This is a genomic window from Bacillus atrophaeus (genome assembly GCF_039519175.1).
Classification (GTDB): Bacteria; Bacillota; Bacilli; order Bacillales; family Bacillaceae; genus Bacillus; species Bacillus atrophaeus.
Genome location: NZ_CP154443.1, coordinates 3,974,798 through 3,998,496, shown reverse-complemented (window position 1 = coordinate 3,998,496; position 23,699 = coordinate 3,974,798). Strand labels below are relative to the sequence as shown.

The following is a 23,699-nucleotide window of genomic DNA, read 5'->3' as shown; positions in this document are numbered from 1 at the left end:
CAGCGTATGCAACGATATTTTATCGAGCTCACAAAACAGCAAATGGAAGCAGGCTCGGCGTTCATGATAACCGGTGAAGACGTTCATCATATCACCAATGTGATGAGAATGAGTGCCGGGGACGAGATCATTTGCTGCTCTTTGGACGGCCATGAAGCGAAATGTGAACTGCAATCTGTTTCAAAGGAAAAGGTTGCCTGTCTTGTGTCGGAGTGGACGGGGGCAAACAGGGAGCTTCCAATAAAGGTCCATATCGCCAGCGGCCTCCCGAAAGGGGATAAGCTCGAGTGGATTATACAAAAAGGAACAGAGCTGGGTTCAAGTATGTTTCTTCCTTTTCAAGCTGCCCGCTCCGTTGTGAAACTTGATGACAAAAAGGCAAAAAAGAAGCGGGAAAGATGGACGAAAATCGCAAAGGAAGCGGCAGAGCAATCCTATCGCAATGAAATTCCGGATGTCGCTCCCGTTCATACCTTTCAGCAGCTGCTAAGTAAGGTGCAGGACTTCGATAAATGTGTCGTTGCATACGAGGAGTCATCAAAGCAAGGAGAAACAAGCGCCCTCGTTTCAGTCTTAAGCAGCCTGCCGGATCAATCATCGTTATTGATCATATTCGGACCTGAAGGCGGTTTAACTGAATCAGAGGTGGAACAGCTCAAAGATAAAGGCGCGGTTCCGTGCGGACTCGGCCCGAGGATATTAAGAACAGAGACTGCCCCGCTTTACGCTTTAGGCGCGGTGTCCTATCATACAGAGTTATTAAGAGGTGAACAATAATGGCAACTGTTGCGTTCCATACGCTTGGCTGTAAAGTCAACCATTATGAAACAGAAGCAATCTGGCAGCTCTTTAAAGAAGCCGGATACGAAAGAAAAGAGTTTGAACAAGCTGCTGACGTATATGTCATTAATACATGTACGGTAACAAATACAGGCGACAAAAAAAGCCGTCAGGTGATCAGACGCGCCATTCGTCATAATCCGGACGGCGTGATCTGTGTTACAGGATGCTATGCGCAGACCTCACCGGCAGAAATTATGGCCATTCCCGGAGTCGATATCGTGGTTGGAACGCAGGACCGTGAAAAAATGCTCGGCTATATTGAGCAGTACCGGCAAGAACGCCAGCCGATCAATGGAGTCGGCAACATCATGAAAGCAAGAGTCTTCGAAGAGCTGGATGTACCAGCTTTCACTGACCGGACAAGAGCTTCATTGAAAATTCAGGAGGGGTGCAATAATTTCTGTACATTCTGTATCATTCCTTGGGCACGCGGCCTTCTGCGCTCTCGTGATCCGGAGGAAGTCATCAAGCAGGCTCAGCAGCTTGTAGACGCGGGATACAAAGAGATTGTCCTTACCGGTATTCATACTGGCGGATACGGAGAGGATATGAAAGATTATAATTTCGCTAAGCTCCTAAGAGAACTGGATGCCCGAGTTGACGGGTTAAAACGAATCAGAATTTCTTCCATTGAAGCAAGCCAAATTACAGATGAAGTCATTGAAGTGCTGGACCGCTCTGATAAGATTGTCCGTCATTTGCACATTCCGATTCAATCAGGATCCAATACTGTTTTAAAACGGATGAGACGGAAATATACGATGGAATTTTTCGCTGACCGTTTAAATAAATTGAAAAAAGCACTTCCTGGCCTGGCTGTCACTTCCGATGTCATCGTCGGTTTCCCGGGTGAAACAGAAGAAGAGTTCATGGAAACGTATGATTTCATTAAAGAAAACCGATTCTCAGAATTGCACGTTTTCCCATACAGCAAACGGACCGGAACTCCTGCTGCGAGAATGGAAGACCAAGTGGATGAAAACGTGAAAAACGAACGTGTTCATCAGCTTATCGCGCTTTCAGACCAGCTTGCAAAGGAATATGCTTCTGATTACGAAGGCGAAGTTCTTGAAATTATTCCTGAGGAAGCATTCAAAGAAACAAACGAAAGCAATTTGTTTGTAGGCTACACAGATAACTATATGAAGGTTGTCTTTAAGGGGACGGAAGACTTGATCGGAAAGCTTGTCAAAGTCAAAATTGAAAAAGCGGGATATCCTTACAACGAAGGGAAGTTTGTCCGCGTCATTGAGGAAGAAACGGCTGATCACATTCGTTTGTCATCTTAATATGGAAAACCGGCGCATTTAGTGTGCCGGTTTTTTTAATTTTGCATAAGGGTTCAATTCTTTGCGGGAATCAGCATGTTGATAAAGCGATAAAATACATTCGCAAACGGTAAAAATAAAAGAGCCGTCACAACATTAAATAAGAGGCTGAAGTGGGCAATCTGCTGAGCCGGTTCAGGAGAAAGCTGTGCAACATAACCGGTGATTCCGGAAAGAATGGGAAAAACAATCATAACGCCAAGAACATTAAACAAAACGTGAGCATAGGCTGTTTGTTTCGCGGCATACCCGGCAGACACTGCGGCCATAACAGCCGTAATGCACGTCCCGATATTTGAGCCCAGCACAACGCTCATGGCCTGTTCGAGCCCGATCACCCCTTCATTCATAAAGCTCATTAAAATCCCGACACAGACAGAGCTGGAATGAATAATCGCCGTTAATATCATGCCGATCAAGAGGGCAGACCAGCTCGAATCGTGAAGATGCTGAAGCACGCCCGCTCCTGCTTTAAGCTGAGTGAGCGGAACGGCAAGCCGGCTGAATCCGCTGATGCAAAAAAAGATGATCCCAAGTCCGAGAAAGCTGGTCCCGATTTGCTTCAAAGGGTATTTCCTAGTGAGGGTGAACAGTAAACCGCAAATCAAAAGGACCCAAATAAAAACATCCATTTTCACAGCGAGAAATTCAGTTGTAAATGTGGAGCCGATGTTTGTTCCGAGAATCATCGGGATCGTCCGTTTAAATGGCAGCACACCGGCACTCACAAAACCGATTACAATGACCATGAAGGCTGAGCTGCTTTGAAGAAACCCCGTAAAAACAATACTGATAAGAAATGCTTTTAAAGGGTGGTCAGTAAACATAAGCAGTCGCTCTTCAATTTTCGAATACGTCAGCGAAATCAGCCCTTTGCGAAGCATGTTCATCCCGGCGAGAAAGAATAATATGAGTGCAGTAAAGCTAATCAGCACCAACATGAGAATGCACCAACTCCTTTACACTATTATATAGACAGGCTGGGCTGCTCATGACGGAAAAGTGAATTCACTTAGTTGACCTGACCGAAGGCTTATATTATAATGTCAAAGTACATGTTTATATGTGTATCTTTTTAAAGGTAGTCGATTGGTGTATTCGGAGGGAGGGAAAGAGAATGTCAAAAACGGTCGTTAGAAAAAACGAATCGCTTGAAGATGCTCTTCGTCGCTTCAAACGCAGTGTATCAAAGACAGGTACTTTGCAAGAAGCAAGAAAGCGCGAATTTTATGAAAAACCTAGCGTAAAGCGCAAGAAAAAGTCTGAAGCTGCTAGAAAACGCAAATTCTAAAAGAGGGTGGATTTATGAGTCTTCTTGAGCGACTTAACCAGGATATGAAGCTGTATATGAAAAGCCGTGAGAAAGACAAACTGGCTGTCGTTCGAATGGTGAAGGCTTCACTTCAAAACGAAGCAATTAAGCTTAAGAAAGACAGTTTGACCGAGGATGAGGAACTTACTGTCCTATCTCGTGAACTTAAGCAACGTAAAGACTCCCTCCATGAATTTTCAAACGCTAATCGTTTAGATTTAGTAGATAAAGTTCAAAAAGAGCTGGACATTTTAGAAGTTTATTTACCTGAGCAGCTTACTGAAGACGAGTTGCGTACAATCGTAAATGAAACCATTGCTGAGGTCGGTGCGAGCTCTAAAGCGGACATGGGCAAGGTAATGGGTGCTATTATGCCTAAAGTAAAAGGTAAAGCTGACGGAAGCTTAATTAACAAGCTTGTTAGCAGTCAACTGTCTTAATTGACGAAGAAAAAGACATCTTTCCAAGAAAGATGTCTTTTTATGTACATAAAAAAATGAAACCTTTGATACATTGTTTACGTATGTAAACAAGATACTAATTTCAAAATAGAAAGGAGGGTGCCGTCGCCTTTGTTCCAAAAAAAGATTGGAATCATGGTTGCTCTTATCAGTCTATTTGTTTTATTCTTAATAGGGGTTCAGCCGACCATAAAATCGAGTAAGCAAAATGTTTGGGTGATCCCTGTTGAGAAAACGGTGGAAAAAGGCCTTGCAACATTTTTAGCACGTGCTTTTCAAGAGGCAGAAGACAATAACGCCAAGCATATTATCCTCAACATCAATACGCCGGGCGGAGCCGTTGAGTCCGCGCTTGAAATAGCTGACACCATTAATCGTGCCGATATTCCTGTTACCGCTTACGTAAATAAGCGAGCATTGTCAGCGGGCGCTTATATTGCTTTACAAGCGGATGATTTGTATATGGCACCCGGCGGAAAAATGGGGGCAGCCGCAATCATAGATATGAATGGCAACCAGGCTGATAAAAAAGCCGAGTCGCTTTGGCTTGCCGAACTGGAAGATGCAGCCGCCAAGAACGGGCGTGATCCGAAGTACGCACGCGCGATGGCTGACGCGGACGTAGATGCGAAAGAGGTGGGTGCACCAAAGGGGGACCTTCTGACATTAAACCCAGAAAAGGCGTCTTTTGCAGGGTATTCAGAAGGGACCGCTGCCAGCCTTGACGAGCTGCTCAAATCTCTTCATCTGAAAGATGCGGATGTGCATTATGCTGAAGCAAGCGCAGCTGAAAAGGCAGCCGGATGGCTTACCAACCCGTTTGTCGTTCCTGTTTTGTTAACAATCGCTTGCCTTGGGCTGGTCGTGGAGCTATTCACCCCCGGCTTTGGAATCCCTGGTGCCGCAGGGCTGACGGCCTTGCTGCTGTTTTTTTACGGACATTTAGTGGCGGGGCTTGCCGGTTATGAAACAATATTGTTGTTTTTAGCCGGATTGGTTTTAATCATCATGGAGATCTTCCTGCCTGGAGGCATTATCGGATTATTGGGAGCGGCGGCGGTGGTAACGAGCTTATTCATGGCTGCCGGGAGTTTTACGGTGATGGCCATTTCTCTTTTAATCGCCATCACGGTATCTATCATAGCTTTCATTCTACTGACAAGGGTGTTGGGGAAACGTATGAAATTCTTTAAAAAGTTTATATTGAATGACTCGACGAGTACTGAGAGCGGTTATATATCAAATGAAAACCGCACTGACCTCATCGGAAAAACTGGGGTAACCTTCACTGCTCTCAGACCGTCAGGAACAGTCATCATAGAGGATGAGCGGCTTGATGTCGTATCTGAAGGCTCATTCACCGCAAAGGACAAAAAAGTAAAAGTGGTTAAAGTGGAAGGCTCACGCATTGTTGTGAGAGAAATATAAAAAAGGAAACCGAGGAGGAATGACATGGAAATGTCAAGTTTAATGGTCTTAGCTCTCATCGCAGTCGGGATCATCGTATTAGCAGTATTTTTCACATTTGTGCCGGTTATGCTCTGGATCTCAGCATTGGCGGCGGGAGTAAAAATCAGTATCTTTACCTTAGTGGGGATGAGGCTTCGCCGGGTTATCCCAAGCCGCGTTGTTAATCCATTAATAAAAGCGCATAAAGCGGGAATTGATGCGTCAACGAATCAGCTGGAAAGCCATTACCTCGCAGGAGGAAATGTTGACAGGGTAATCAATGCTTTAATCGCTGCCCAGCGTGCCAACATTGAGTTGACATTTGCCCGCTGTGCGGCAATTGACCTTGCCGGGCGTGACGTGCTTGAAGCTGTTCAAATGAGTGTAAACCCTAAGGTGATTGAAACACCATTTATTGCGGGTGTGGCCATGAACGGAATTGAAGTGAAAGCAAAAGCAAGAATTACGGTACGTGCGAATATTGACCGTTTAGTAGGGGGCGCGGGAGAAGAAACGATCATCGCCCGGGTCGGAGAAGGAATTGTCTCAACAATCGGTTCTTCCCAGCATCATACAAAAGTGCTTGAAAATCCGGATATGATTTCACAGACAGTTTTAGGAAAAGGATTGGATTCAGGCACAGCGTTTGAAATCCTTTCGATTGATATTGCGGACGTCGATATCGGTAAAAATATCGGTGCTATTTTGCAGACAGACCAAGCAGAGGCTGATAAAAATATCGCTCAGGCGAAAGCGGAAGAGCGTCGTGCCATGGCCGTTGCCCAAGAGCAGGAAATGCGTGCCCGCGTTGAAGAAATGCGTGCAAAAGTGGTTGAGGCCGAAGCTGAAGTGCCGCTTGCGATGGCTGAAGCCTTACGTGAAGGCAATATCGGCGTAATGGACTATATGAACATAAAAAATATTGACGCAGATACAGGCATGCGCGACTCTTTCGGGAAATTAACGAAAGATCCGGCAGATGACGACCACACCTCTTAATCTCTCTAAAAAGGAGGGAGCACAATTATGAAAGATATACTGACTAATCCGCTGGTAATCGCGGCAGTGATTGGAATTATTTCAGCAATTTTCGGTAAAAAAAATAAAGACCAGAAAGAAGAATCACCTGTAAAGAGACCACAACCGCCCCAGCCGGTTAAAGCGCAGACTGTTTCGGAAGAGAAGCAGCCAGTCGAGGCTCAAATTCCGGATCAATCGGCGGAGAACAAATTTCAAACGATGAGGACTCAGGCTGAGCAAAGGCGCCGGGAAACCGAACAGACGCTTAAGGGACTTGAACAGGAACTCCAAGTCAAAAAAAGAAATACCTCATATACGAAGCAAAAAGTGCTTCAAATGAACAAAGATACTTTCGTGCAAGGAATCGTTCTAGGGGAAGTTTTCGGACCGCCGCGCGCGAAAAAACCGCATCATACAATGCGGGCAACCCATAAAAAATAAAGTATTAGAACCTCTTTTCAAATCATACATATGAGATGAAAGGGGGTTCTTTTTTTATGGGGCAAAGAAAGAATCGTGTAAAGGCTTGGCTGACAAGAGCATTGGAAATTCCCCCGGATGTCATGATGGATTTGCCGCGCATTACGATGGTTGGCAGGCTCCATATCTACATAGAAAACCATAGAGGCCTTCTGCTTTTCAGCGAGGATGAAGTCAGGCTGATGCTGAAACAGGGGCAGTGTATCATTTCAGGAAAAAACATGGTGATTAAAGCAATTCTTCCGGAAGAAATTCTGCTGGAAGGCACAATTGATGTCGTTCGATATGTTGATTCATAAAGCCGAGGGGGGAAACAAGTGAAAAACAAATGGCTGTCTTTTTTTTCAGGTAAGGTTCAGCTTGAAGTGAAGGGAACAGGCGTTGAACGCCTTTTAAATGAGTGTATCAGAAGAGGAATACCGATATTTCACGTGAAAAAAAAGAAGGATACCGTATGGTTATCTATCCAGCTCCAGGATGTACATGCCTTTCGCAGAGTCATCCGGCATTTTGACTGTAAAGCCCGGTTTACAAAACGGAAAGGCCTTCCCTTCCTGCTGCTGAAGTCAAAGCTGAACTTAGGCTTTACAGTAGGTTTTATTCTGTTTTTCATTATATTATTTCTTCTTTCTAACATGGTCTGGAGAATAGATATTACAGGCGCCAAACCTGAAACAGAGCACCAAATGATGAAGCACCTGGAAGAAATCGGCGTTGAAAAGGGACGATTGCAATTTTTAATTTTATCTCCGGAAAAAATCCAAAAGTCATTAACAAACGGTATTGAGAACATTACATGGGTCGGCGTCGAACTGAAAGGAACGACATTTCACATGAAAGTCGTTGAAAAAAATGAGCCGAATAAAGACAAGTATGTCAGTCCGCAGCACATTGTAGCCAAAAAGAAAGCAATCATTACGCGAATGTTTGTTCAAAAAGGGCAGCCGCTCGTGATGATTCATGACCATGTGGAAAAAGGGCAAATGCTTGTTTCGGGTTTGATCGGAAATGAAGACAATGAGCAAAAAGTGGCCTCAAAAGCTGAAATCTACGGGGAAACCTGGTACAAATCTAAAGTAACGGTGCCGCTTGAAACATCTTTTACAGTATATACGGGTAAAGTAAGGACAAAGCACAAGCTCTCCTTTGGATCGTGGGCTGTGCCTTTCTGGGGATTTTCTTTTCAAAAAGAAGAAATCAAACACCCAATAACAGAACAAGAAACACACTTACTGCAATTTCTGGGGTTTAAGCTGCCTGTGTCTTATGTTAAAGAGCAGACGAGAGAAAGCGAAGAAGCCTTGCGAAAATACACGAGAAAAGAAGCGGTTCAAGAAGGCATTGAAATGGGTAAACAGGATGTAGAAGATAAATTAGGAGGAGACGGGCAGGTGAAAAGTGAAAAAGTTTTGCACCAATCCGTTGAGAATGGTAAAGTAAAGTTGATTATTCTCTACCAAGTTATAGAAGATATCGTTCAAACCACACCTATTGTTCAGGGAGACTAAAGAATGGCAGAACATTTACTTGCGATTAATCAAAAACTGAAAAGCACGGACGAAGCGCTTTCTTTGTTCGGAAATCAAGATGCTTATTTAAAGCTGATGGAGAAAGATCTGAATGTAAATATCGTCACGCGCGGTGAAACAGTTTATGTGTCAGGCGATGAAGAAACTTTTCAGATTGCCGACAGGCTGCTGGGATCTCTCCTCGCATTAATCCGCAAGGGGATAGAGATCTCGGAACGTGATGTGATTTACGCCATCAAAATGGCAAAAAAAGATGAACTTGACTACTTTGAAAGCATTTATGAAGAAGAGATTACGAAAAACGCAAAAGGAAAACCGATTCGCGTAAAAACCATCGGCCAGCGGGAATATGTCGCCGCCATGAAACACAATGACCTTGTTTTCGGAATCGGGCCTGCAGGAACCGGTAAAACGTACTTGGCGGTTGTGAAAGCGGTCCATGCGCTGAAGAACGGACATATTAAAAAGATTATTTTGACAAGGCCTGCCGTGGAAGCCGGCGAAAGCTTAGGATTTTTACCCGGTGATTTGAAGGAAAAGGTGGACCCTTATTTGCGCCCGCTGTATGATGCTCTCCACGATGTGCTGGGGACTGATCATACGGAGCGCCTTCTTGAAAGAGGGGTTATCGAAATCGCCCCGCTTGCTTATATGAGAGGGCGAACCCTTGACGATGCCTATGTTATACTTGATGAAGCACAGAATACCACGCCTGCTCAAATGAAAATGTTTTTGACGAGACTGGGTTTTGGCTCTAAAATGGTCATTACAGGCGACGTAAGCCAAATCGACCTGCCGAAAGGCGTCAAATCGGGACTTGCGGTCGCAAGGGACATGCTGAATCGTATAAGCGGCATATCCGTGATTGAATTGGATCAGACAGACGTGGTCAGACATCCGCTTGTTGCTAAAATTATTGAAGCATATGATAAGCAAAATTAATGCCAAATGACCCGATCTGCCGTTATCGGGTCATTTTTATGATTGCTTCATTTGCTTGATTTTTCAAGAGGAGGTTCTTTTTTTGAAAAAGAAGGGGAAGGGCAAGAGCAGCCCAAAAAAATTCCGCAGCCTAAAAAACGCCCGATCAATGCATGTACTATTATATCTTCTGCTCGCCGCCATTATGTTTGGATTGCTCTTTGTACATGTTAAGCCGGAGTCGCTTGATTTAGACCTGTTTTCAGTAAGCGACAAAACCATATACGCTCCGGCAACAGTTGAAGATCAAAAAGCGACAAAAGTGAAAAAGCAAGCTGCCGAGGATGCGGTCGAAGACCAATATACATTAAAAAAAGAATATACAGACAATCGTCTTGACCTTGTGTCATCCATATTCGACAGCATAAGTGAAGTGAAAAAATCTGCCGATGAAGACAGTGACACACCATCAGAAAAATCGATGGTTAAGTCCGTGAAAAACAAGCTGACTTCAGATGTGAATGACTCTATTTCAGAGGATACCATTAAGACTTTGCTGAAAGCCGACAGTGAAGATTTTTCATTTGTCAGAGATACTGTAATTACGACAGTCAATTCGGTCATGAGCAATGAAATTCCGTCTGATAAATTATCTGCTGCAAAGGATAAAGTGGCAAAAGAGCTGAAAAGCAATTCCATCCCGTCTAAGTATCTGGGAGCCGCGACCGAAATCGGGCGTTATGCCATTATCCCGAACTACGTGTTTGATCCGAGCGCAACCGAGGAAAAGCGTCAGGAAGCGTCAGATAATGTCCAGCAGGTTCAGATTAAACAAGGCCAGGTGCTTGTAGAAGAGAACGATCTCATTGATCGTGAAGTGTACAGAAAGCTTGAATTGACAGGGCTATTAAATAACTCAAATCTTCTAAAACCGATCAGCGGACTATTGATTATCATCGGCCTTTTCATCGCGACACTTGTATACTATTTTGAAAAACAAAATCAGAATCTGAAGTTTAAAAACAAGTCAATTCTGTTATTTTCCATCATTACAACCCTGTTGCTTGTGATTATGGAGGTTGTCAGTTTATTTCAAAAAATGGAATATAATAATATTGGCTATCTCGTTCCTATAGCGGCGGGCGCCATATTGATCAAACTTCTGATGAACGAACGAATCGCCATTTTGGGAAGTATTATTCTTGCGATTTGCGGAAGTATGATGTTTAATCAGGGCGTGACAGGGACATTTAATTATGTCATCGGGATTTTTTATCTGATCAGCAGTATATCCGGTGTTTTATTTTTAGGGAAACACAATGCGAGATCAAAGATTTTGCAGACCGGACTGTTTGTTTCGTTCATCAATATGATCGTCGTGCTTTCCCTGTTATTGATACAGAATACCGCTCTGTCAAGTCTTGAAATCGGGACTTTAATGCTGATGGGCGTTGTATCGGGTTTGGCTTCATCCGTTTTGATTATCGGTCTTATGCCGTTCTTTGAGACAGGTTTTGGCATTTTGTCCACAATGAGACTGATTGAGCTGTCTAACCCGAATCATCCGCTGCTGCGAAAAATTTTAACGGAAACACCAGGTACATATCACCACAGTGTCATGGTCGCCAACTTGTCGGAAGCCGCCTGTGAAGCAGTCGGGGCACATGGCTTGCTTGCAAGAGTCGGCGCGTACTATCATGATTTAGGAAAAACAAAGCGGCCCCAATATTTTATTGAAAATCAAATGAATATTGATAACCCGCATGATAAGCTTTCTCCGCAGCTTAGCAAAAATATCATTATTGCGCATGCTGCAGACGGAGCGAACATGCTGAGAAGCTATAAGTTTCCGAAAGAGCTTGTCGATATAGCTGAGCAGCATCACGGAACGTCATTATTGAAATTCTTTTATTATAAAGCGAAAGAAAAAGGCGACCAGATTACAGAAGGAGAGTTCCGTTATCCCGGTCCGAAGCCGCAGTCGAAAGAAGCAGCTATTATTTCGGTGGCGGACAGCGTCGAAGCAGCGGTCAGGTCCATGCACAACCCTAATCCTGAACGGATTGAAAAGCTTGTGCGCGGCATTATTTCAGATAAGCTTCAGGACGGGCAATTCAGCGAATGCGACTTGACATTCAGGGAACTGGATACGATTGCAAAAACATTATGCGCAACGCTAAAAGGAATTTTCCACTCCCGGATTGAATATCCGGAGGCTAATAAACAGAAGGTGAAGTAAATGAGTTTACTTATAGACATTATTGATGAGACAGAAAGTGTTGCTGAAGAAATGCTGAAGGAAGTTGAAAAGCTCCTTCAATTTGCCGCTGAACGCGAAGGCGTCCAAGATCAGGCGGAAGTTTCAGTCACCATTGTGACCAATGATGAAATTCAACAGATTAATAAAGAATACCGTGGGAAAGATACGCCTACAGACGTCATTTCCTTTGCTCTTGAAGAAGAGGGGGAAGACGAAGTAGAGATCGTAGGTGCCGAAATGCCGCCCGTTTTAGGTGATATTATCATCAGCGCGGACCGGACGAAAGAACAAGCGGAAGAGTATGGCCACTCCTTCCTTCGGGAGCTCGGCTTCCTTGCCGTACACGGCTTTTTGCACCTGTTAGGATATGATCATATGACGAAAGAGCAAGAAGAGGAGATGTTTACTAAGCAAAAGGATTTGCTGGATAACTATGGACTCACGAGATCATAAAAATGAGTGGCATCGGCTGTTGAAAAGCTTTGTTCATGCAAGCCGGGGAATCTTGAAGACGGCGCGGTCGGAGCGGAATTTTCAAATTCACGCAGCGGCTGCCTGCGCCGTTATCCTCTGCGGCTTTCTTGTAAAGATCAACATAACAGAATGGGCCGTCGTTTTGATTCTGATCGGAGGCATGCTCTCGTTGGAATTGCTGAATACGGCGATAGAGCATACCGTAGATTTGGTGACAGATAAACAGCACCCCCTTGCAAAAGCCGCAAAGGACGCGGCTGCCGGAGCTGTTTGCGTATTTGCCGTCATTTCGTGTATCATTGGTTTACTTATCTTTTTGCCAAAGTTTTTTTGGTAGAAATTTCTTACAATTGTTTTACATTTCTAGAAATGGGCGTGAAAAATCAATCGTAATTATGTAAAATAAAAGTGTTAGCGGTATCATTTTAGGTAAGAGAGGAACATGTACACATGAACAGACAGGAACTCATTTCAGAAGCACTAAGAGCACGCGATCTCGCGTATGTGCCGTATTCAAAGTTTAAAGTCGGAGCCGCTCTTCTTACCACGGATGGGAAAGTGTACAGAGGCTGCAATATTGAGAATGCTGCATACAGCTTGTGCAACTGCGCGGAGCGTACGGCGCTGTTTAAAGCCGTTTCTGAGGGAGATACGGAATTTCAAATGCTCGCAGTTGCCGCTGATACACCGGGACCGGTATCTCCGTGCGGAGCCTGCAGACAAGTGATTTCAGAGCTCTGCAAAAAGGATATGCTGGTGATATTGACGAATTTACAAGGACAAATAAAAGAAATGACTGCAGAAGAATTATTGCCAGGAGCATTTTCATCGGAGGATTTACATGACGAACGAAAGTTTTAAATCAGGATTTGTTTCCATTATTGGAAGACCAAACGTAGGAAAATCTACATTTTTGAACCGGGTCATCGGCCAAAAAATCGCCATTATGAGCGATAAGCCGCAAACGACCAGAAACAAAGTGCAAGGTGTTTTAACGACAGGCACGTCACAAACCATTTTTATTGATACACCGGGCATTCATAAGCCTAAGCATAAGCTTGGCGACTTTATGATGAAAGTGGCGCAAAATACATTAAAAGAAGTCGACCTAATTTTGTTTATGATCAATGCTGAAGAAGGATATGGCAAGGGTGACGAGTTCATTATTGAGAAGCTGCAGCATACGTCTACACCCGTATTTTTAATCGTGAACAAAATTGATCAGATCCATCCCGATAAGCTTCTTCTTTTAATAGACGAATATCGGGTGCGTTATCCTTTTAAGGAGATTGTTCCGATCTCTGCACTTGAAGGCAACAATATTGAGACATTGCTGACGCAAGTTGAAGCCTATCTTCCGGAAGGGCCCCAGTTCTATCCGAGTGATCAGGTAACAGACCATCCTGAACGATTTATTATATCTGAATTAATCAGAGAAAAGGTTTTGCATCTGACACGGGAAGAGATTCCGCACAGCATTGCGGTCAGTATTGAATCCATAAAAGCGCGTGAGAACGGTTCTGTGCATGTAGCCGCAACGATTGTGGTGGAGCGTGACTCACAAAAAGGGATTGTTATCGGCAAACAAGGCAGTCTGCTGAAGGAAGTCGGTAAAAGGGCAAGAACGGACATTGAGGCGCTTCTTGGCTCCCGTGTTTACCTTGAATTATGGGTGAAGGTGCAAAAAGACTGGCGGAACAAGATGTCCCAGCTTCGAGATTTCGGTTTTAAAGAGGATGAATATTAATAATTGCCTGGCGAGCAGTGTGTATGATTACCTCACAGAAACAAGGCTGTATTAGCAAAAATTGTTTAACATGAAAAGGAGGACAGCTGGTCAAGATAAGGGTAAGAATTTGGAGTTTTAGATAAGCTAGTTTAACTACAGAAAGGTGGGTTTCTTGTGTTGAATTTTACCTGGAACGTATTTTCACAAACAGGAAGCGTTGATACGTATCTTCTTTTTAAAGAACTGGAAAAGGAGAACCTGGAAAGACCCGATGAACTAGAAGACGAGCTAGCCCGATTTGATTTTCCAATTTTATAAACCTCTTGGCCGCTCCTGTTTTTGGAAGGTGCGGGTATGCTGACAAAATGTGAAGGAATTGTCCTTCGTACCAATGACTACGGCGAAACAAATAAGATTGTGACCCTGCTGACAAGGGAGCACGGCAAAATCGGCGTAATGGCAAGAGGCGCCAAAAAAACCAACAGCCGTTTATCAGCCGTCAGCCAGCCTTTTCTGTATGGATCGTTTTTAATTCAAAAAACGTCAGGTCTCGGGACGCTTCAGCAGGGTGAAATGATTCTCAGTATGAGAGGCATTAGAGAAGATTTGTTTTTGACAGCTTATGCTGCTTTTATTGCAGAACTTGTTGATAAGGGGACGGAGGAAAAGAAGCCGAACCCGTATTTGTTTGAATTGATTCTTGAGTCTTTGAAGAGGCTTAATGAAGGAACCGACCCCGATGTCATTACCTTCATCATTCAAATGAAAATGCTGGGTGTAATAGGATTGTATCCTGAACTCAACCACTGTGTGCATTGTCAAAGTCAGGATGGAACGTTTCATTTTTCTGTCAGGGATAACGGATTTATCTGTCATCGCTGCTTTGGCAAGGACCCTTACAAAGTGCCGATTACGCCGCAAACGGCCAGGCTTTTGAGACTGTTTTATTACTTTGATCTTTCTAGACTCGGCAATGTATCCATAAAGCAGGAAACAAAAGATGAGCTAAAACGGGTCATTGACTTGTATTACGAAGAATATTCCGGAATTTATCTTAAATCAAAACGTTTTTTAGACCAAATGGAGAGTATGAAAAATCTAATGGGTGAAAACAAAAGTTGACATTCAGCCCATCTTTTTATATGATCATTTATTATAAAATATGTTGCGGTGACAGAAAGAAGTACTTGCGTCTATCTCATATCAAGCGACCTTAGGCCGGTGAAAGCTAAGGATGAGCACGTAAGGAAAGGCATTCTTGAGCAATTTTTAAAAAGAGGCTGGGGGTTAAATCCCGGCAACTAGGGTGGAACCGCGGGAGAACTCTCGTCCCTATGTTTGCGGCTGGCAAGCATAGAGACGGGAGTTTTTTGGTTGCAGCCGCAGTGAACGTTGAATGTACTAAATGGAGGTGCTTGAAATGAATATTCAAGACATGATTCTTACCCTGCAAAAGCATTGGTCCAGTGAGGGCTGTGTACTGATGCAGGCCTATGATGTAGAAAAAGGAGCCGGAACGATGAGCCCGTATACGTTTTTGCGGAGCATCGGACCCGAGCCGTGGAAGGTGGCTTATGTAGAGCCGTCAAGACGGCCGGCAGACGGCCGTTACGGAGAAAATCCGAACAGACTTTATCAGCATCATCAATTCCAGGTGATTATTAAACCGTCGCCAGATAATATTCAAGAGCTTTATCTTGATTCATTGCGCGCGCTGGGAATTGATCCGCTCAAGCATGACATCCGTTTCGTAGAGGATAACTGGGAGAACCCGTCATTAGGCTGTGCGGGCCTTGGCTGGGAAGTGTGGCTTGACGGGATGGAAATTACGCAATTCACGTATTTCCAGCAGGTCGGCGGTTTAGAATGTAAACCTGTTTCAGTTGAAATCACTTATGGAATAGAACGTCTCGCATCCTATATTCAAGACAAAGAGAATGTATTTGACCTTGAATGGACATCAGGCTTTACCGTCAAAGATTTGTTTATGATGGCTGAGTACGAGCATTCTGTCTATACCTTTGAAACCTCTGATGTTGAGATGCTGTTCCAATTGTTCAGCACGTATGAAAAAGAAGCAAATAAACAAATGGATAACGGCCTTGTTCATCCGGCGTATGATTATGTATTGAAATGCTCGCATACTTTTAACCTGCTGGACGCAAAAGGCGCCATCTCTGTTACAGAGCGGACGGGCTATATCGGAAGAGTCCGAAATTTAGCAAGAAAAGTAGCGAGAACATATTATGAGGAACGAGAAAAACTAGGGTTCCCAATGCTTAAAGGGGAGGGTTCTTCTCATGAGTAAACAAGATTTACTTTTAGAGATCGGATTAGAAGAAATGCCGGCGCGCTTTATGCATGAGAGCATGGTGCAGCTTGGAGAAAAACTGGGAAACTGGCTGACTGAAAGAAATATCGCTCATGGTGAAGTGAAGCTTTTCAATACGCCGAGACGTCTTGCGGTTTTAGTGAAAGATGTGGCAGAAAAACAGGCTGATATAAAAGAGGAAGCAAAAGGTCCCGCGAAAAAAATCGCCCTCGATTTAGACGGCAATTGGACAAAAGCAGCCATCGGTTTTTCCAAAGGCCAAGGTGCCGGCGTAGAGGATTTATATATCAAAGATGTAAAAGGCACTGAATATGTTTTTGTGCAAAAATTCCAAGCCGGACAAGACACGAAGACACTTCTTCCAGAAATAGAAGGTCTGATTACAAGCCTTCATTTTCCGAAAAACATGCGCTGGGGAAATGAAGACCTGCGTTATATCCGTCCGATAAAATGGATTGTAGCGTTATTTGGCCAAGACGTTATACCGTTTTCAATCACAAATGTGCAGTCAGGCCATATGACAAAGGGACATCGGTTCCTCGGTCATGAAGTGTCAATTGAAGCGCCTTCTGCATATGAGGAAAAACTGAAAGAGCAGCATGTCATTGCAGATCCGGATATTCGCAAAAGCATGATACAACATCAGCTTAAATCCATTGCTGCTGAAAAGAACTGGAACATTCCGGTCGATGAGGATCTGCTGAATGAGGTCAATCATTTAGTGGAATACCCGACTGCGCTTTATGGCTCTTTTGAACCTGAGTTTCTTTCTATTCCGGAGGAAGTGCTGGTTACCACAATGAAGGAGCATCAGCGTTATTTCCCTGTAAAAGACCAAAATGGCGATTTACTCCCATACTTTGTCACGGTCCGAAACGGAAACAGCCATGCCATTGAAAATGTGGCCAGAGGAAATGAAAAGGTACTCAGAGCCAGATTATCCGACGCTTCTTTCTTCTATAAGGAAGACCAGAAGCTTAATATAAATGAAAATGTGAAAAAACTGGAAAATATTGTTTTCCACGAAGAACTTGGATCTCTCGCTGATAAAGTGAGAAGAGTGACAACTATTGCTGAAAAACTGGCTGATCAGCTAAAAGCTGATGAAGAGACGAAAAAGCTGATTACACGTGCGGCTGAAATCTCTAAATTTGACCTTGTCACACATATGATATATGAATTTCCTGAGCTTCAAGGCATTATGGGTGAGAAGTATGCGAGAATGCTCGGTGAAGAAGAAGCCGTGGCCATCGCTGTGAATGAACACTATATGCCGAGAGCTGCAGGCGGAGAAACACCATCTACTTTCACAGGTGCTGTTGTTGCTTTGGCTGATAAACTTGATACGATTACTTCATTCTTTTCGATCGGCGTGATTCCGACAGGTTCTCAAGACCCTTACGGATTACGGCGCCAAGCAAGCGGAATCGTTTCCATCCTGCTTGACCAAAACTGGGGCATTTCGTTTGAACAGCTGCTGACATTTGTGAAAACAGACAAAAACAGCGAACTTTTGGATTTCTTCACTCAGCGCCTTAAGTATGTTATGAACGCGGAACAGATCCGCCATGATGTGATTGACGCGGTGCTTGACAGCTCGGAACTGGAGCCTTACTCAGCGCTTCACAAAGCCCATGTATTAGAGAAAAAGCTGGGAGCGCCAGGTTTTAAAGAAACAGCTGAAGCGTTAGGACGAGTGATTTCCATCAGCAAAAAAGGCGAGCACGGAAATATTCAGCCTGACCTGTTTGAAAATGAACAAGAAGCAAAGCTGTATGATGCCTATAAAGAAGCAAAGCGCGATTTGCATGCCAGCTTTAATAAAAAGGATTATGAAGCTGCACTGACTGCGCTGGCCGCATTAAAAGAGCCGATCGAAGAATACTTTAACCACACAATGGTTCATTCGGATAATGAAACATTAAAGGCGAACCGCTTAGCCCAAATGATAAATTTGGCAGACGAAATCAAGTCTTTTGCTAATATGAACGCGCTTATTGTAAAATAAAGAAAGGAAAGACGGTTGCTGTGAGATGATCGGCAATCGTCTTTTTACCCGTTTGTAAGAGTTTTTGTTTGATAATGCCCAATTTGCGTTATAATATGAATTATTATTCGATACATAGATATGAAGAATGCTTTATCTTAAAAGGTGGTGAGTACGATCGAACTCAATAAACGGCAAGAACAAATTTTGCAGATTGTAAAAGAAAACGGGCCGATTACCGGGGAACATATAGCAGACCAGCTGAATTTGACCAGAGCGACGCTGCGACCCGATTTAGCCATACTCACCATGTCAGGCTTCCTTGAGGCACGCCCGAGAGTCGGTTATTTTTATACAGGTAAAACGGGCACACAGCTTTTAGCGGATAAATTAAAAAAACTTCAAGTGAAAGACTTTCAATCTATTCCTGTTGTTATCCATGAAAACGTATCTGTCTATGATGCGATATGCACCATGTTTTTAGAGGATGTAGGTACTCTGTTTGTCGTAGACCGTGACGCTGTGTTAGTCGGAGTGCTGTCACGTAAGGACTTGCTCAGAGCCAGCATCGGCCAGCAGGAGCTTGCTTCTATACCTGTGCACATTATTATGACGAGGATGCCGAACATTACGGTTTGCAGGCGTGAAGATTATGTAATGGATATAGGGAGGCACCTGATCGAAAAACAAATTGATGCGCTTCCTGTCATTAAAGAAACGGATAAAGGTTTCGAAGTGATCGGCAGAATTACAAAAACGAATATGACGAAAATACTCGTCAGTTTATCAGAAAATGAAATTATCTAAGGATGAAAACTAACGGGGGGATAATATGAACAATCGCATCATATATGTTGTATCGGATTCAGTCGGAGAAACGGCTGAATTGGTCGTAAAAGCTTCACTCAGCCAATTCAATGGCTCTGCGGACGATACAAATATAAGAAGAATTCCTTATGTTGAAGATATCGGCACCATTAATGAAGTCATTTCTCTCGCACAGGCAGACGGCGGCATTATCTGTTTTACACTCGTTGTTCCTGAAATACGCGAATACTTAATTGCTGAAGCTAAAAAAGCCAATGTCTTATATTATGATATTATCGGCCCGTTAATAGATAAAATGGAAACAGTTTACGGTCTGACGGCTAAATATGAACCTGGCCGTGTCCGCCAGCTTGATGAAGATTATTTCAAGAAGGTGGAAGCGATTGAATTTGCGGTAAAATATGATGACGGACGGGACCCCAGAGGCATTTTAAAAGCCGATATCATCCTAATCGGCGTGTCCCGCACATCTAAGACTCCTTTATCTCAATATCTCGCCCACAAGCGGCTCAAGGTTGCCAATGTTCCGATTGTTCCTGAGGTTGACCCGCCGGAGGAACTGTTTGCTGTTGATCCGAAAAAATGCATCGGCTTGAAAATAAGTCCGGATAAGCTGAACCATATTCGAAAAGAACGGTTAAAATCCCTTGGCTTGAATGACAAAGCCATCTATGCGAATATTAACAGAATTAAAGAAGAGCTTGAATATTTCGAAAAGATAGTGGATCGGATCGGATGCCAGGTTGTAGATGTTTCCAACAAAGCGGTTGAAGAAACGGCGAATATCATCCACCATTTAAAAACGAAGAACAAATAACTCAGGGACGCTCTCTCCTGGGTTTTTGATTGTAAGGAAAAAGGGAATAGTGAAAAAGAATAGCATCTTTACGAAGTTTGTATTATAATAAAAAATTGTGATAAAATGATTAATTTTAGGTTTAAGCTTAGTCTGATACGAATAAACTATTATGGGTAAGATGTCAAGAATTTCTCCCGGAAATTTTTCGACAAATTCGCATAGTCCGCAATTTTGAAGCATGAGCGATTTTGCTTGCTTTTATGCAGGAGATTAATGGAGGGATGGAGAATTACTCTTCTTGATGAAAAAGAAAAGACGATTTTTGTCGATGCTGATGCGTGTCCTGTAAAAGATGAAATTTTGCTCGTAGCATCAGATTTCAATGTTCAAGTCCTTTTTGTAGCTTCATTTGAGCACTATCAGCTTTCCAGAGGGAAGGAAGAGAAGTGGAAGTACGTTGATCCTCATAAAGAAGCAGCTGACTTATATATCGCAAATCATGTAAAGCCGGGAGATATTGTTGTGACGCAGGACATAGGGCTTGCCTCCTTATTGCTGAACAGGAAAGTCAGCGTCATGTCAGAAAGAGGCCGGCTTTATAAGGAAGATACGATTGATTTCGCGCTTCAAGGCCGCCATATTTCCGGCAAACAAAGGAGAAAAGGCATATATTCCAAGGGCCCTAAAAAATTAAATAATGAAGATCGAGAACGATTTGTTACCCTGCTGCAAAAAATCCTGTCGAATCATGAAGGGATTTTAGACTAAGGCATCGAATAATGTACGACGGAGTGTTAATAAGATGGGAAATCGTATACCAGATGAAATTGTGGATCAGGTGCAAAAGTCAGCAGATATCGTAGAAGTCATAGGTGATTACGTTCAATTAAAAAAGCAAGGCCGAAATTACTTTGGACTCTGTCCATTTCATGGAGAAAACACGCCTTCATTTTCCGTATCGCCGGATAAACAGATTTTTCATTGCTTCGGATGCGGAGCGGGCGGCAATGTTTTCTCCTTTTTGAGGCAGATGGAGGGCTATTCGTTTACCGAATCAGTATCCCACCTTGCTGATAAATATCAAATTGATTTTCCCGATGATATAACGATTAATACAGCGTCCCGCCCAGATTCATCCGGCGAACAGAAGATGGCGGAGGCTCATGAGCTTCTGAAGAAATTTTACCATCATTTGCTAATGAATACAAAAGAAGGTCAAGATGCGTTAGATTACCTTCTGTCAAGAGGCTTTACGAAAGAGCTGATAGATGAGTTTGAAATTGGTTACGCTCTTGATTCTTGGGACTTCATGACGAAGTTTTTGGCAAAACGGGGATTTAAAGAAGAGCTGATGGAAAAAGCCGGGCTTTTAATCAGACGGGAAGACGGCAGCGGTTATTTTGACCGTTTCAGAAATCGGATCATTTTTCCGATCCATGATCATCATGGTGCTGTAGCCGCTTTCTCAGGCAGAGCGCTCGGAGACCAGCAGCCTAAATATATGAACAGCCCTGAAACACCGCTGTTTCATAAAAGTAAGCTGTTATACAATTTTCATAAAGCACGCCTCCAAATCAGGAAGCAGGAAAGAGCGGTCTTGTTTGAAGGATTTGCAGATGTCATATCAGCTGTCAGCTCAGGAGTGAAAGAAAGCATAGCTACTATGGGAACCTCTCTCACAGAAGAGCATGCGAAGATCCTGAGAAGAAACGTGGAAGAGATCATCCTCTGCTATGATTCCGATTCAGCCGGTTATGAAGCCACCTTAAAAGCCGCAGATCTGCTGATGAAAAAAGATTGTAAGGTAAGAGTGGCCATCATCCCTGACGGATTGGACCCTGACGATTATGTGAAGAGATACGGCGGGGAAAAATTCAAAAATGACATCATAAACGCGAGTGTTACCGTAATGGCGTTCAAAATGCAATTCTTCCGTAAAGGAAAGAACTTATCTGATGAAGGCGACCGGTTAGCCTACATCAAATCCGTTTTGAAAGAAATCAGCGCGCTGTCAGGGTCGCTCGAACAAGAAGTTTACCTGAAACAGCTTGCTGCCGAATTTTCTCTTTCACAAGAATCGTTAGCGGAGCAGCTCGCCGTATTCTCAAAGCAAAACGGACCGAGCCAGAATAACAGGGAGACTCAGACAAGGCGGGCGCATATCACTACAAAGGCGAGGCAAAAGCGTCTGCGGCCGGCCCATGAAAATGCTGAAAGGCTTCTTCTCGCCCATATGCTACGTGACCGGGGCGTCATAAAAAAAGTGCTGGATCGGATTGGATTTGAATTCAATCTCGACGAGCACCGGGCGCTGGCTGCATATCTGTATGCTTTATATGAAGAAGGAGCTGAGCTGACACCTCAAAATGCGATGTCAAAACTTCAGGATGACACGATCAGCCAGCTGCTTTCCGATATATTGATGCTGCAAATCAATCAAGAATTGAGCGAAGCCGAGTTATCGGATTATGTAAAAAAAGTGTTGAATCATCGAAAATGGTCAATGATAAAGGAAAAAGAGCAAGAGAGAGCAGAGGCAGAAAGACAAAAGGATTTTCTCACAGCGGCATCTTTGGCTCAAGAAATTATTACATTGAACCGATCTTTAAAATAACACATGAATTTGCGGGAAGGCGCTCATTTGGCAATGATTCCTTGCGGAGGAGCAAAATAGATCGCTTTACCTCATCATGAATTGTCATTTCATTATTCGAACATTTCTTATGGCTGATCATATAGAAAACGCCTGAATGACTGAATAAGAAAAATACCGCTTTTAGAATTCGTTGCAAGCTTTGGAAGGAGGGATCCATAATGGCTGATAAACAAACCCACGAAACAGAAACAGAATTAACAATTGACCAAGTAAAAGACCAGCTGACTGAAGCCGGTAAAAAACGTGGCGTTTTGACATATGAAGAAATCGCCGAGCGTATGTCCAGCTTTGAAATTGAATCAGACCAAATGGATGAGTATTATGAATTTTTAGGAGAACAAGGTGTTGAATTAATTAGTGAAAATGAAGAAACAGAAGATCCTAATATTCAGCAGCTTGCCAAAGCCGAAGAAGAATTTGACCTCAATGACCTCAGTGTACCGCCTGGTGTAAAAATTAATGATCCAGTCCGTATGTACCTGAAGGAAATTGGTCGGGTAAATCTTCTTTCTGCTAAAGAAGAAATCACCTACGCTCAAAAAATTGAAGAGGGTGATGAAGAATCCAAGCGCAGATTGGCAGAGGCTAACTTACGATTGGTTGTCAGCATCGCCAAACGATATGTAGGACGCGGAATGCTTTTCCTTGATCTGATCCAAGAAGGCAATATGGGTCTGATGAAAGCCGTTGAAAAGTTCGACTATCGTAAAGGATATAAATTCAGTACGTATGCTACGTGGTGGATCAGGCAGGCAATTACACGCGCTATCGCCGATCAGGCAAGAACGATTCGTATCCCTGTTCATATGGTTGAAACCATCAATAAATTAATCCGTGTGCAGCGCCAGCTCCTGCAAGACTTAGGAAGAGAGCCGACACCGGAAGAAATCGCAGAAGACATGGATCTTACACCTGAAAAAGTGCGTGAAATCTTAAAAATAGCTCAAGAGCCGGTATCTTTAGAGACACCGATCGGTGAAGAAGATGACTCTCATCTTGGCGATTTCATCGAAGATCAGGAGGCGACTTCACCTTCAGATCATGCGGCGTATGAGCTTTTAAAAGAACAGCTGGAAGATGTGCTGGATACGTTAACGGATCGTGAAGAAAATGTATTGCGCCTTCGTTTCGGGCTTGATGACGGACGCACAAGAACGTTGGAAGAAGTAGGCAAGGTATTTGGAGTAACGAGAGAGCGTATTCGTCAGATTGAAGCAAAAGCGCTTCGTAAATTAAGACATCCTAGCAGAAGTAAACGTCTGAAGGATTTTCTAGAATAGAGTGGAACGGG

At 43.4% G+C, this 23,699-nt stretch carries 24 protein-coding genes and 1 pseudogene; 24 read left to right on the top strand and 1 reads right to left on the bottom strand.

The window, feature by feature from the left end; all coding sequences use genetic code 11:
* The first annotated feature begins 6 nt into the window (after window positions 1-6).
* Together AAHT65_RS20130 and mtaB are read left to right on the top strand one after the other, a co-directional pair.
* Complete coding sequence (locus AAHT65_RS20130; RefSeq protein WP_326083442.1) at window positions 7-777, top strand: 16S rRNA (uracil(1498)-N(3))-methyltransferase; 771 nt, start codon at window positions 7-9, stop codon at window positions 775-777.
* On the top strand, window positions 777-2,132 hold the full coding sequence (gene mtaB / locus AAHT65_RS20125; protein WP_343310719.1) for a tRNA (N(6)-L-threonylcarbamoyladenosine(37)-C(2))-methylthiotransferase MtaB: 1,356 nt from the start codon (window positions 777-779) through the stop codon (window positions 2,130-2,132). The genes AAHT65_RS20130 and mtaB overlap by 1 nt, the downstream gene beginning before the upstream one ends.
* Before the next feature lie 53 nt (window positions 2,133-2,185).
* On the opposite strand, the gene AAHT65_RS20120 is transcribed toward mtaB, so the two are convergent.
* A complete protein-coding gene (locus AAHT65_RS20120) occupies window positions 2,186-3,112 on the bottom strand; it encodes a Na/Pi symporter (protein ID WP_343310718.1) in 927 nt (308 codons plus the stop codon).
* A gap of 176 nt (window positions 3,113-3,288) precedes the next feature.
* Between AAHT65_RS20120 and rpsU the strand changes: the two genes are divergently transcribed.
* The 22 genes and pseudogenes from rpsU (at window position 3,289) to rpoD (ending at window position 23,688) form a co-directional block, all read left to right on the top strand.
* Complete coding sequence (rpsU, locus tag AAHT65_RS20115; protein WP_003152957.1) at window positions 3,289-3,462, top strand: 30S ribosomal protein S21; 174 nt, start codon at window positions 3,289-3,291, stop codon at window positions 3,460-3,462.
* 14 nt (window positions 3,463-3,476) lie between these two features.
* On the top strand, window positions 3,477-3,923 hold the full coding sequence (locus AAHT65_RS20110) for a GatB/YqeY domain-containing protein (protein ID WP_004429460.1): 447 nt from the start codon (window positions 3,477-3,479) through the stop codon (window positions 3,921-3,923).
* A gap of 156 nt (window positions 3,924-4,079) precedes the next feature.
* On the top strand, window positions 4,080-5,372 hold the full coding sequence (locus AAHT65_RS20105) for a nodulation protein NfeD (RefSeq protein ID WP_343311564.1): 1,293 nt from the start codon (window positions 4,080-4,082) through the stop codon (window positions 5,370-5,372).
* Window positions 5,373-5,396: 24 nt separating this feature from the next.
* Entirely contained in the window at window positions 5,397-6,392 is a 996-nt protein-coding gene (gene floA, locus AAHT65_RS20100) for a flotillin-like protein FloA (protein WP_004429464.1), read from the top strand.
* 27 nt (window positions 6,393-6,419) lie between these two features.
* Window positions 6,420-6,854: a hypothetical protein gene (locus tag AAHT65_RS20095; protein ID WP_343310717.1), complete on the top strand. Its 435-nt coding sequence runs from the start codon at window positions 6,420-6,422 to the stop codon at window positions 6,852-6,854.
* 56 nt (window positions 6,855-6,910) lie between these two features.
* Window positions 6,911-7,192 (top strand): sporulation protein YqfC, encoded by a 282-nt coding sequence (gene yqfC / locus AAHT65_RS20090; protein ID WP_004429468.1) that lies wholly within the window; start codon window positions 6,911-6,913, stop codon window positions 7,190-7,192.
* 18 nt (window positions 7,193-7,210) lie between these two features.
* Window positions 7,211-8,441 (top strand): annotated as a pseudogene (yqfD, locus tag AAHT65_RS20085) (sporulation protein YqfD).
* Window positions 8,405-9,364, top strand: coding sequence for a PhoH family protein (locus tag AAHT65_RS20080; protein WP_004429475.1), 960 nt, complete (start codon window positions 8,405-8,407; stop codon window positions 9,362-9,364). The pseudogene yqfD and the gene AAHT65_RS20080 overlap by 37 nt, the downstream one beginning before the upstream one ends.
* A gap of 82 nt (window positions 9,365-9,446) precedes the next feature.
* The gene (locus AAHT65_RS20075; RefSeq protein WP_343310716.1) at window positions 9,447-11,582 is read left to right on the top strand and encodes an HD family phosphohydrolase; all 2,136 of its coding nucleotides are present in this window, start codon (window positions 9,447-9,449) and stop codon (window positions 11,580-11,582) included.
* A complete protein-coding gene (gene ybeY / locus AAHT65_RS20070) occupies window positions 11,583-12,056 on the top strand; it encodes an rRNA maturation RNase YbeY (RefSeq protein ID WP_010789237.1) in 474 nt (157 codons plus the stop codon). It begins immediately after the preceding gene.
* Window positions 12,037-12,414, top strand: coding sequence for a diacylglycerol kinase family protein (locus AAHT65_RS20065; RefSeq protein ID WP_004429481.1), 378 nt, complete (start codon window positions 12,037-12,039; stop codon window positions 12,412-12,414). Before ybeY ends, AAHT65_RS20065 begins: the two co-directional genes overlap by 20 nt.
* A 113-nt stretch (window positions 12,415-12,527) precedes the next feature.
* Entirely contained in the window at window positions 12,528-12,938 is a 411-nt protein-coding gene (locus AAHT65_RS20060; RefSeq protein WP_010789236.1) for a cytidine deaminase, read from the top strand.
* Window positions 12,919-13,824, top strand: coding sequence for a GTPase Era (era, locus tag AAHT65_RS20055; RefSeq protein WP_004429485.1), 906 nt, complete (start codon window positions 12,919-12,921; stop codon window positions 13,822-13,824). Before AAHT65_RS20060 ends, era begins: the two co-directional genes overlap by 20 nt.
* Before the next feature lie 156 nt (window positions 13,825-13,980).
* Window positions 13,981-14,124, top strand: a complete 144-nt coding sequence (locus AAHT65_RS20050) for a YqzL family protein (protein ID WP_004429487.1) — start codon at window positions 13,981-13,983, stop codon at window positions 14,122-14,124.
* A 36-nt stretch (window positions 14,125-14,160) separates the two neighbouring features.
* Window positions 14,161-14,928 (top strand): DNA repair protein RecO, encoded by a 768-nt coding sequence (gene recO / locus AAHT65_RS20045; protein WP_216413438.1) that lies wholly within the window; start codon window positions 14,161-14,163, stop codon window positions 14,926-14,928.
* A gap of 298 nt (window positions 14,929-15,226) precedes the next feature.
* The gene (glyQ, locus tag AAHT65_RS20040; RefSeq protein WP_010789234.1) at window positions 15,227-16,114 is read left to right on the top strand and encodes a glycine--tRNA ligase subunit alpha; all 888 of its coding nucleotides are present in this window, start codon (window positions 15,227-15,229) and stop codon (window positions 16,112-16,114) included.
* The gene (gene glyS / locus AAHT65_RS20035) at window positions 16,107-18,146 is read left to right on the top strand and encodes a glycine--tRNA ligase subunit beta (RefSeq protein WP_343310714.1); all 2,040 of its coding nucleotides are present in this window, start codon (window positions 16,107-16,109) and stop codon (window positions 18,144-18,146) included. The genes glyQ and glyS overlap by 8 nt, the downstream gene beginning before the upstream one ends.
* 147 nt (window positions 18,147-18,293) lie before the next feature.
* Window positions 18,294-18,932 (top strand): transcriptional regulator CcpN, encoded by a 639-nt coding sequence (gene ccpN, locus AAHT65_RS20030; RefSeq protein WP_034718267.1) that lies wholly within the window; start codon window positions 18,294-18,296, stop codon window positions 18,930-18,932.
* 25 nt (window positions 18,933-18,957) lie between these two features.
* Entirely contained in the window at window positions 18,958-19,770 is an 813-nt protein-coding gene (locus tag AAHT65_RS20025; RefSeq protein WP_004429498.1) for a pyruvate, water dikinase regulatory protein, read from the top strand.
* A 255-nt stretch (window positions 19,771-20,025) separates the two neighbouring features.
* The gene (locus AAHT65_RS20020; protein ID WP_004429502.1) at window positions 20,026-20,520 is read left to right on the top strand and encodes a YaiI/YqxD family protein; all 495 of its coding nucleotides are present in this window, start codon (window positions 20,026-20,028) and stop codon (window positions 20,518-20,520) included.
* Between the two features lie 34 nt (window positions 20,521-20,554).
* Window positions 20,555-22,366, top strand: coding sequence for a DNA primase (gene dnaG, locus AAHT65_RS20015; protein ID WP_088117594.1), 1,812 nt, complete (start codon window positions 20,555-20,557; stop codon window positions 22,364-22,366).
* A 200-nt stretch (window positions 22,367-22,566) separates the two neighbouring features.
* Window positions 22,567-23,688 (top strand): RNA polymerase sigma factor RpoD, encoded by a 1,122-nt coding sequence (rpoD, locus tag AAHT65_RS20010; RefSeq protein ID WP_004429506.1) that lies wholly within the window; start codon window positions 22,567-22,569, stop codon window positions 23,686-23,688.
* Window positions 23,689-23,699: the final 11 nt, after the last annotated feature.

Excerpts from the sequence above, each read along its gene's own strand:
- dnaG (WP_088117594.1), top strand. The coding sequence starts at position 20,555 with ATGGGAAATCGTATACCAGATGAAATTGTGGATCAGGTGCAAAAGTCA.
- AAHT65_RS20120 (WP_343310718.1), bottom strand. The coding sequence starts at position 3,112 with ATGTTGGTGCTGATTAGCTTTACTGCACTCATATTATTCTTTCTCGCC.
- AAHT65_RS20065 (WP_004429481.1), top strand. The coding sequence starts at position 12,037 with ATGGACTCACGAGATCATAAAAATGAGTGGCATCGGCTGTTGAAAAGC.
- glyS (WP_343310714.1), top strand. The coding sequence starts at position 16,107 with ATGAGTAAACAAGATTTACTTTTAGAGATCGGATTAGAAGAAATGCCG.
- rpsU (WP_003152957.1), top strand. The coding sequence starts at position 3,289 with ATGTCAAAAACGGTCGTTAGAAAAAACGAATCGCTTGAAGATGCTCTT.
- yqfC (WP_004429468.1), top strand. The coding sequence starts at position 6,911 with ATGGGGCAAAGAAAGAATCGTGTAAAGGCTTGGCTGACAAGAGCATTG.
- AAHT65_RS20020 (WP_004429502.1), top strand. The coding sequence starts at position 20,026 with ATGGAGGGATGGAGAATTACTCTTCTTGATGAAAAAGAAAAGACGATT.
- floA (WP_004429464.1), top strand. The coding sequence starts at position 5,397 with ATGGAAATGTCAAGTTTAATGGTCTTAGCTCTCATCGCAGTCGGGATC.
- glyQ (WP_010789234.1), top strand. The coding sequence starts at position 15,227 with ATGAATATTCAAGACATGATTCTTACCCTGCAAAAGCATTGGTCCAGT.
- era (WP_004429485.1), top strand. The coding sequence starts at position 12,919 with ATGACGAACGAAAGTTTTAAATCAGGATTTGTTTCCATTATTGGAAGA.
- AAHT65_RS20025 (WP_004429498.1), top strand. The coding sequence starts at position 18,958 with ATGAACAATCGCATCATATATGTTGTATCGGATTCAGTCGGAGAAACG.
- AAHT65_RS20095 (WP_343310717.1), top strand. The coding sequence starts at position 6,420 with ATGAAAGATATACTGACTAATCCGCTGGTAATCGCGGCAGTGATTGGA.
- AAHT65_RS20110 (WP_004429460.1), top strand. The coding sequence starts at position 3,477 with ATGAGTCTTCTTGAGCGACTTAACCAGGATATGAAGCTGTATATGAAA.
- rpoD (WP_004429506.1), top strand. The coding sequence starts at position 22,567 with ATGGCTGATAAACAAACCCACGAAACAGAAACAGAATTAACAATTGAC.
- AAHT65_RS20060 (WP_010789236.1), top strand. The coding sequence starts at position 12,528 with ATGAACAGACAGGAACTCATTTCAGAAGCACTAAGAGCACGCGATCTC.
- mtaB (WP_343310719.1), top strand. The coding sequence starts at position 777 with ATGGCAACTGTTGCGTTCCATACGCTTGGCTGTAAAGTCAACCATTAT.
- recO (WP_216413438.1), top strand. The coding sequence starts at position 14,161 with ATGCTGACAAAATGTGAAGGAATTGTCCTTCGTACCAATGACTACGGC.
- AAHT65_RS20130 (WP_326083442.1), top strand. The coding sequence starts at position 7 with ATGCAACGATATTTTATCGAGCTCACAAAACAGCAAATGGAAGCAGGC.
- AAHT65_RS20080 (WP_004429475.1), top strand. The coding sequence starts at position 8,405 with ATGGCAGAACATTTACTTGCGATTAATCAAAAACTGAAAAGCACGGAC.
- AAHT65_RS20105 (WP_343311564.1), top strand. The coding sequence starts at position 4,080 with ATGGTTGCTCTTATCAGTCTATTTGTTTTATTCTTAATAGGGGTTCAG.
- ybeY (WP_010789237.1), top strand. The coding sequence starts at position 11,583 with ATGAGTTTACTTATAGACATTATTGATGAGACAGAAAGTGTTGCTGAA.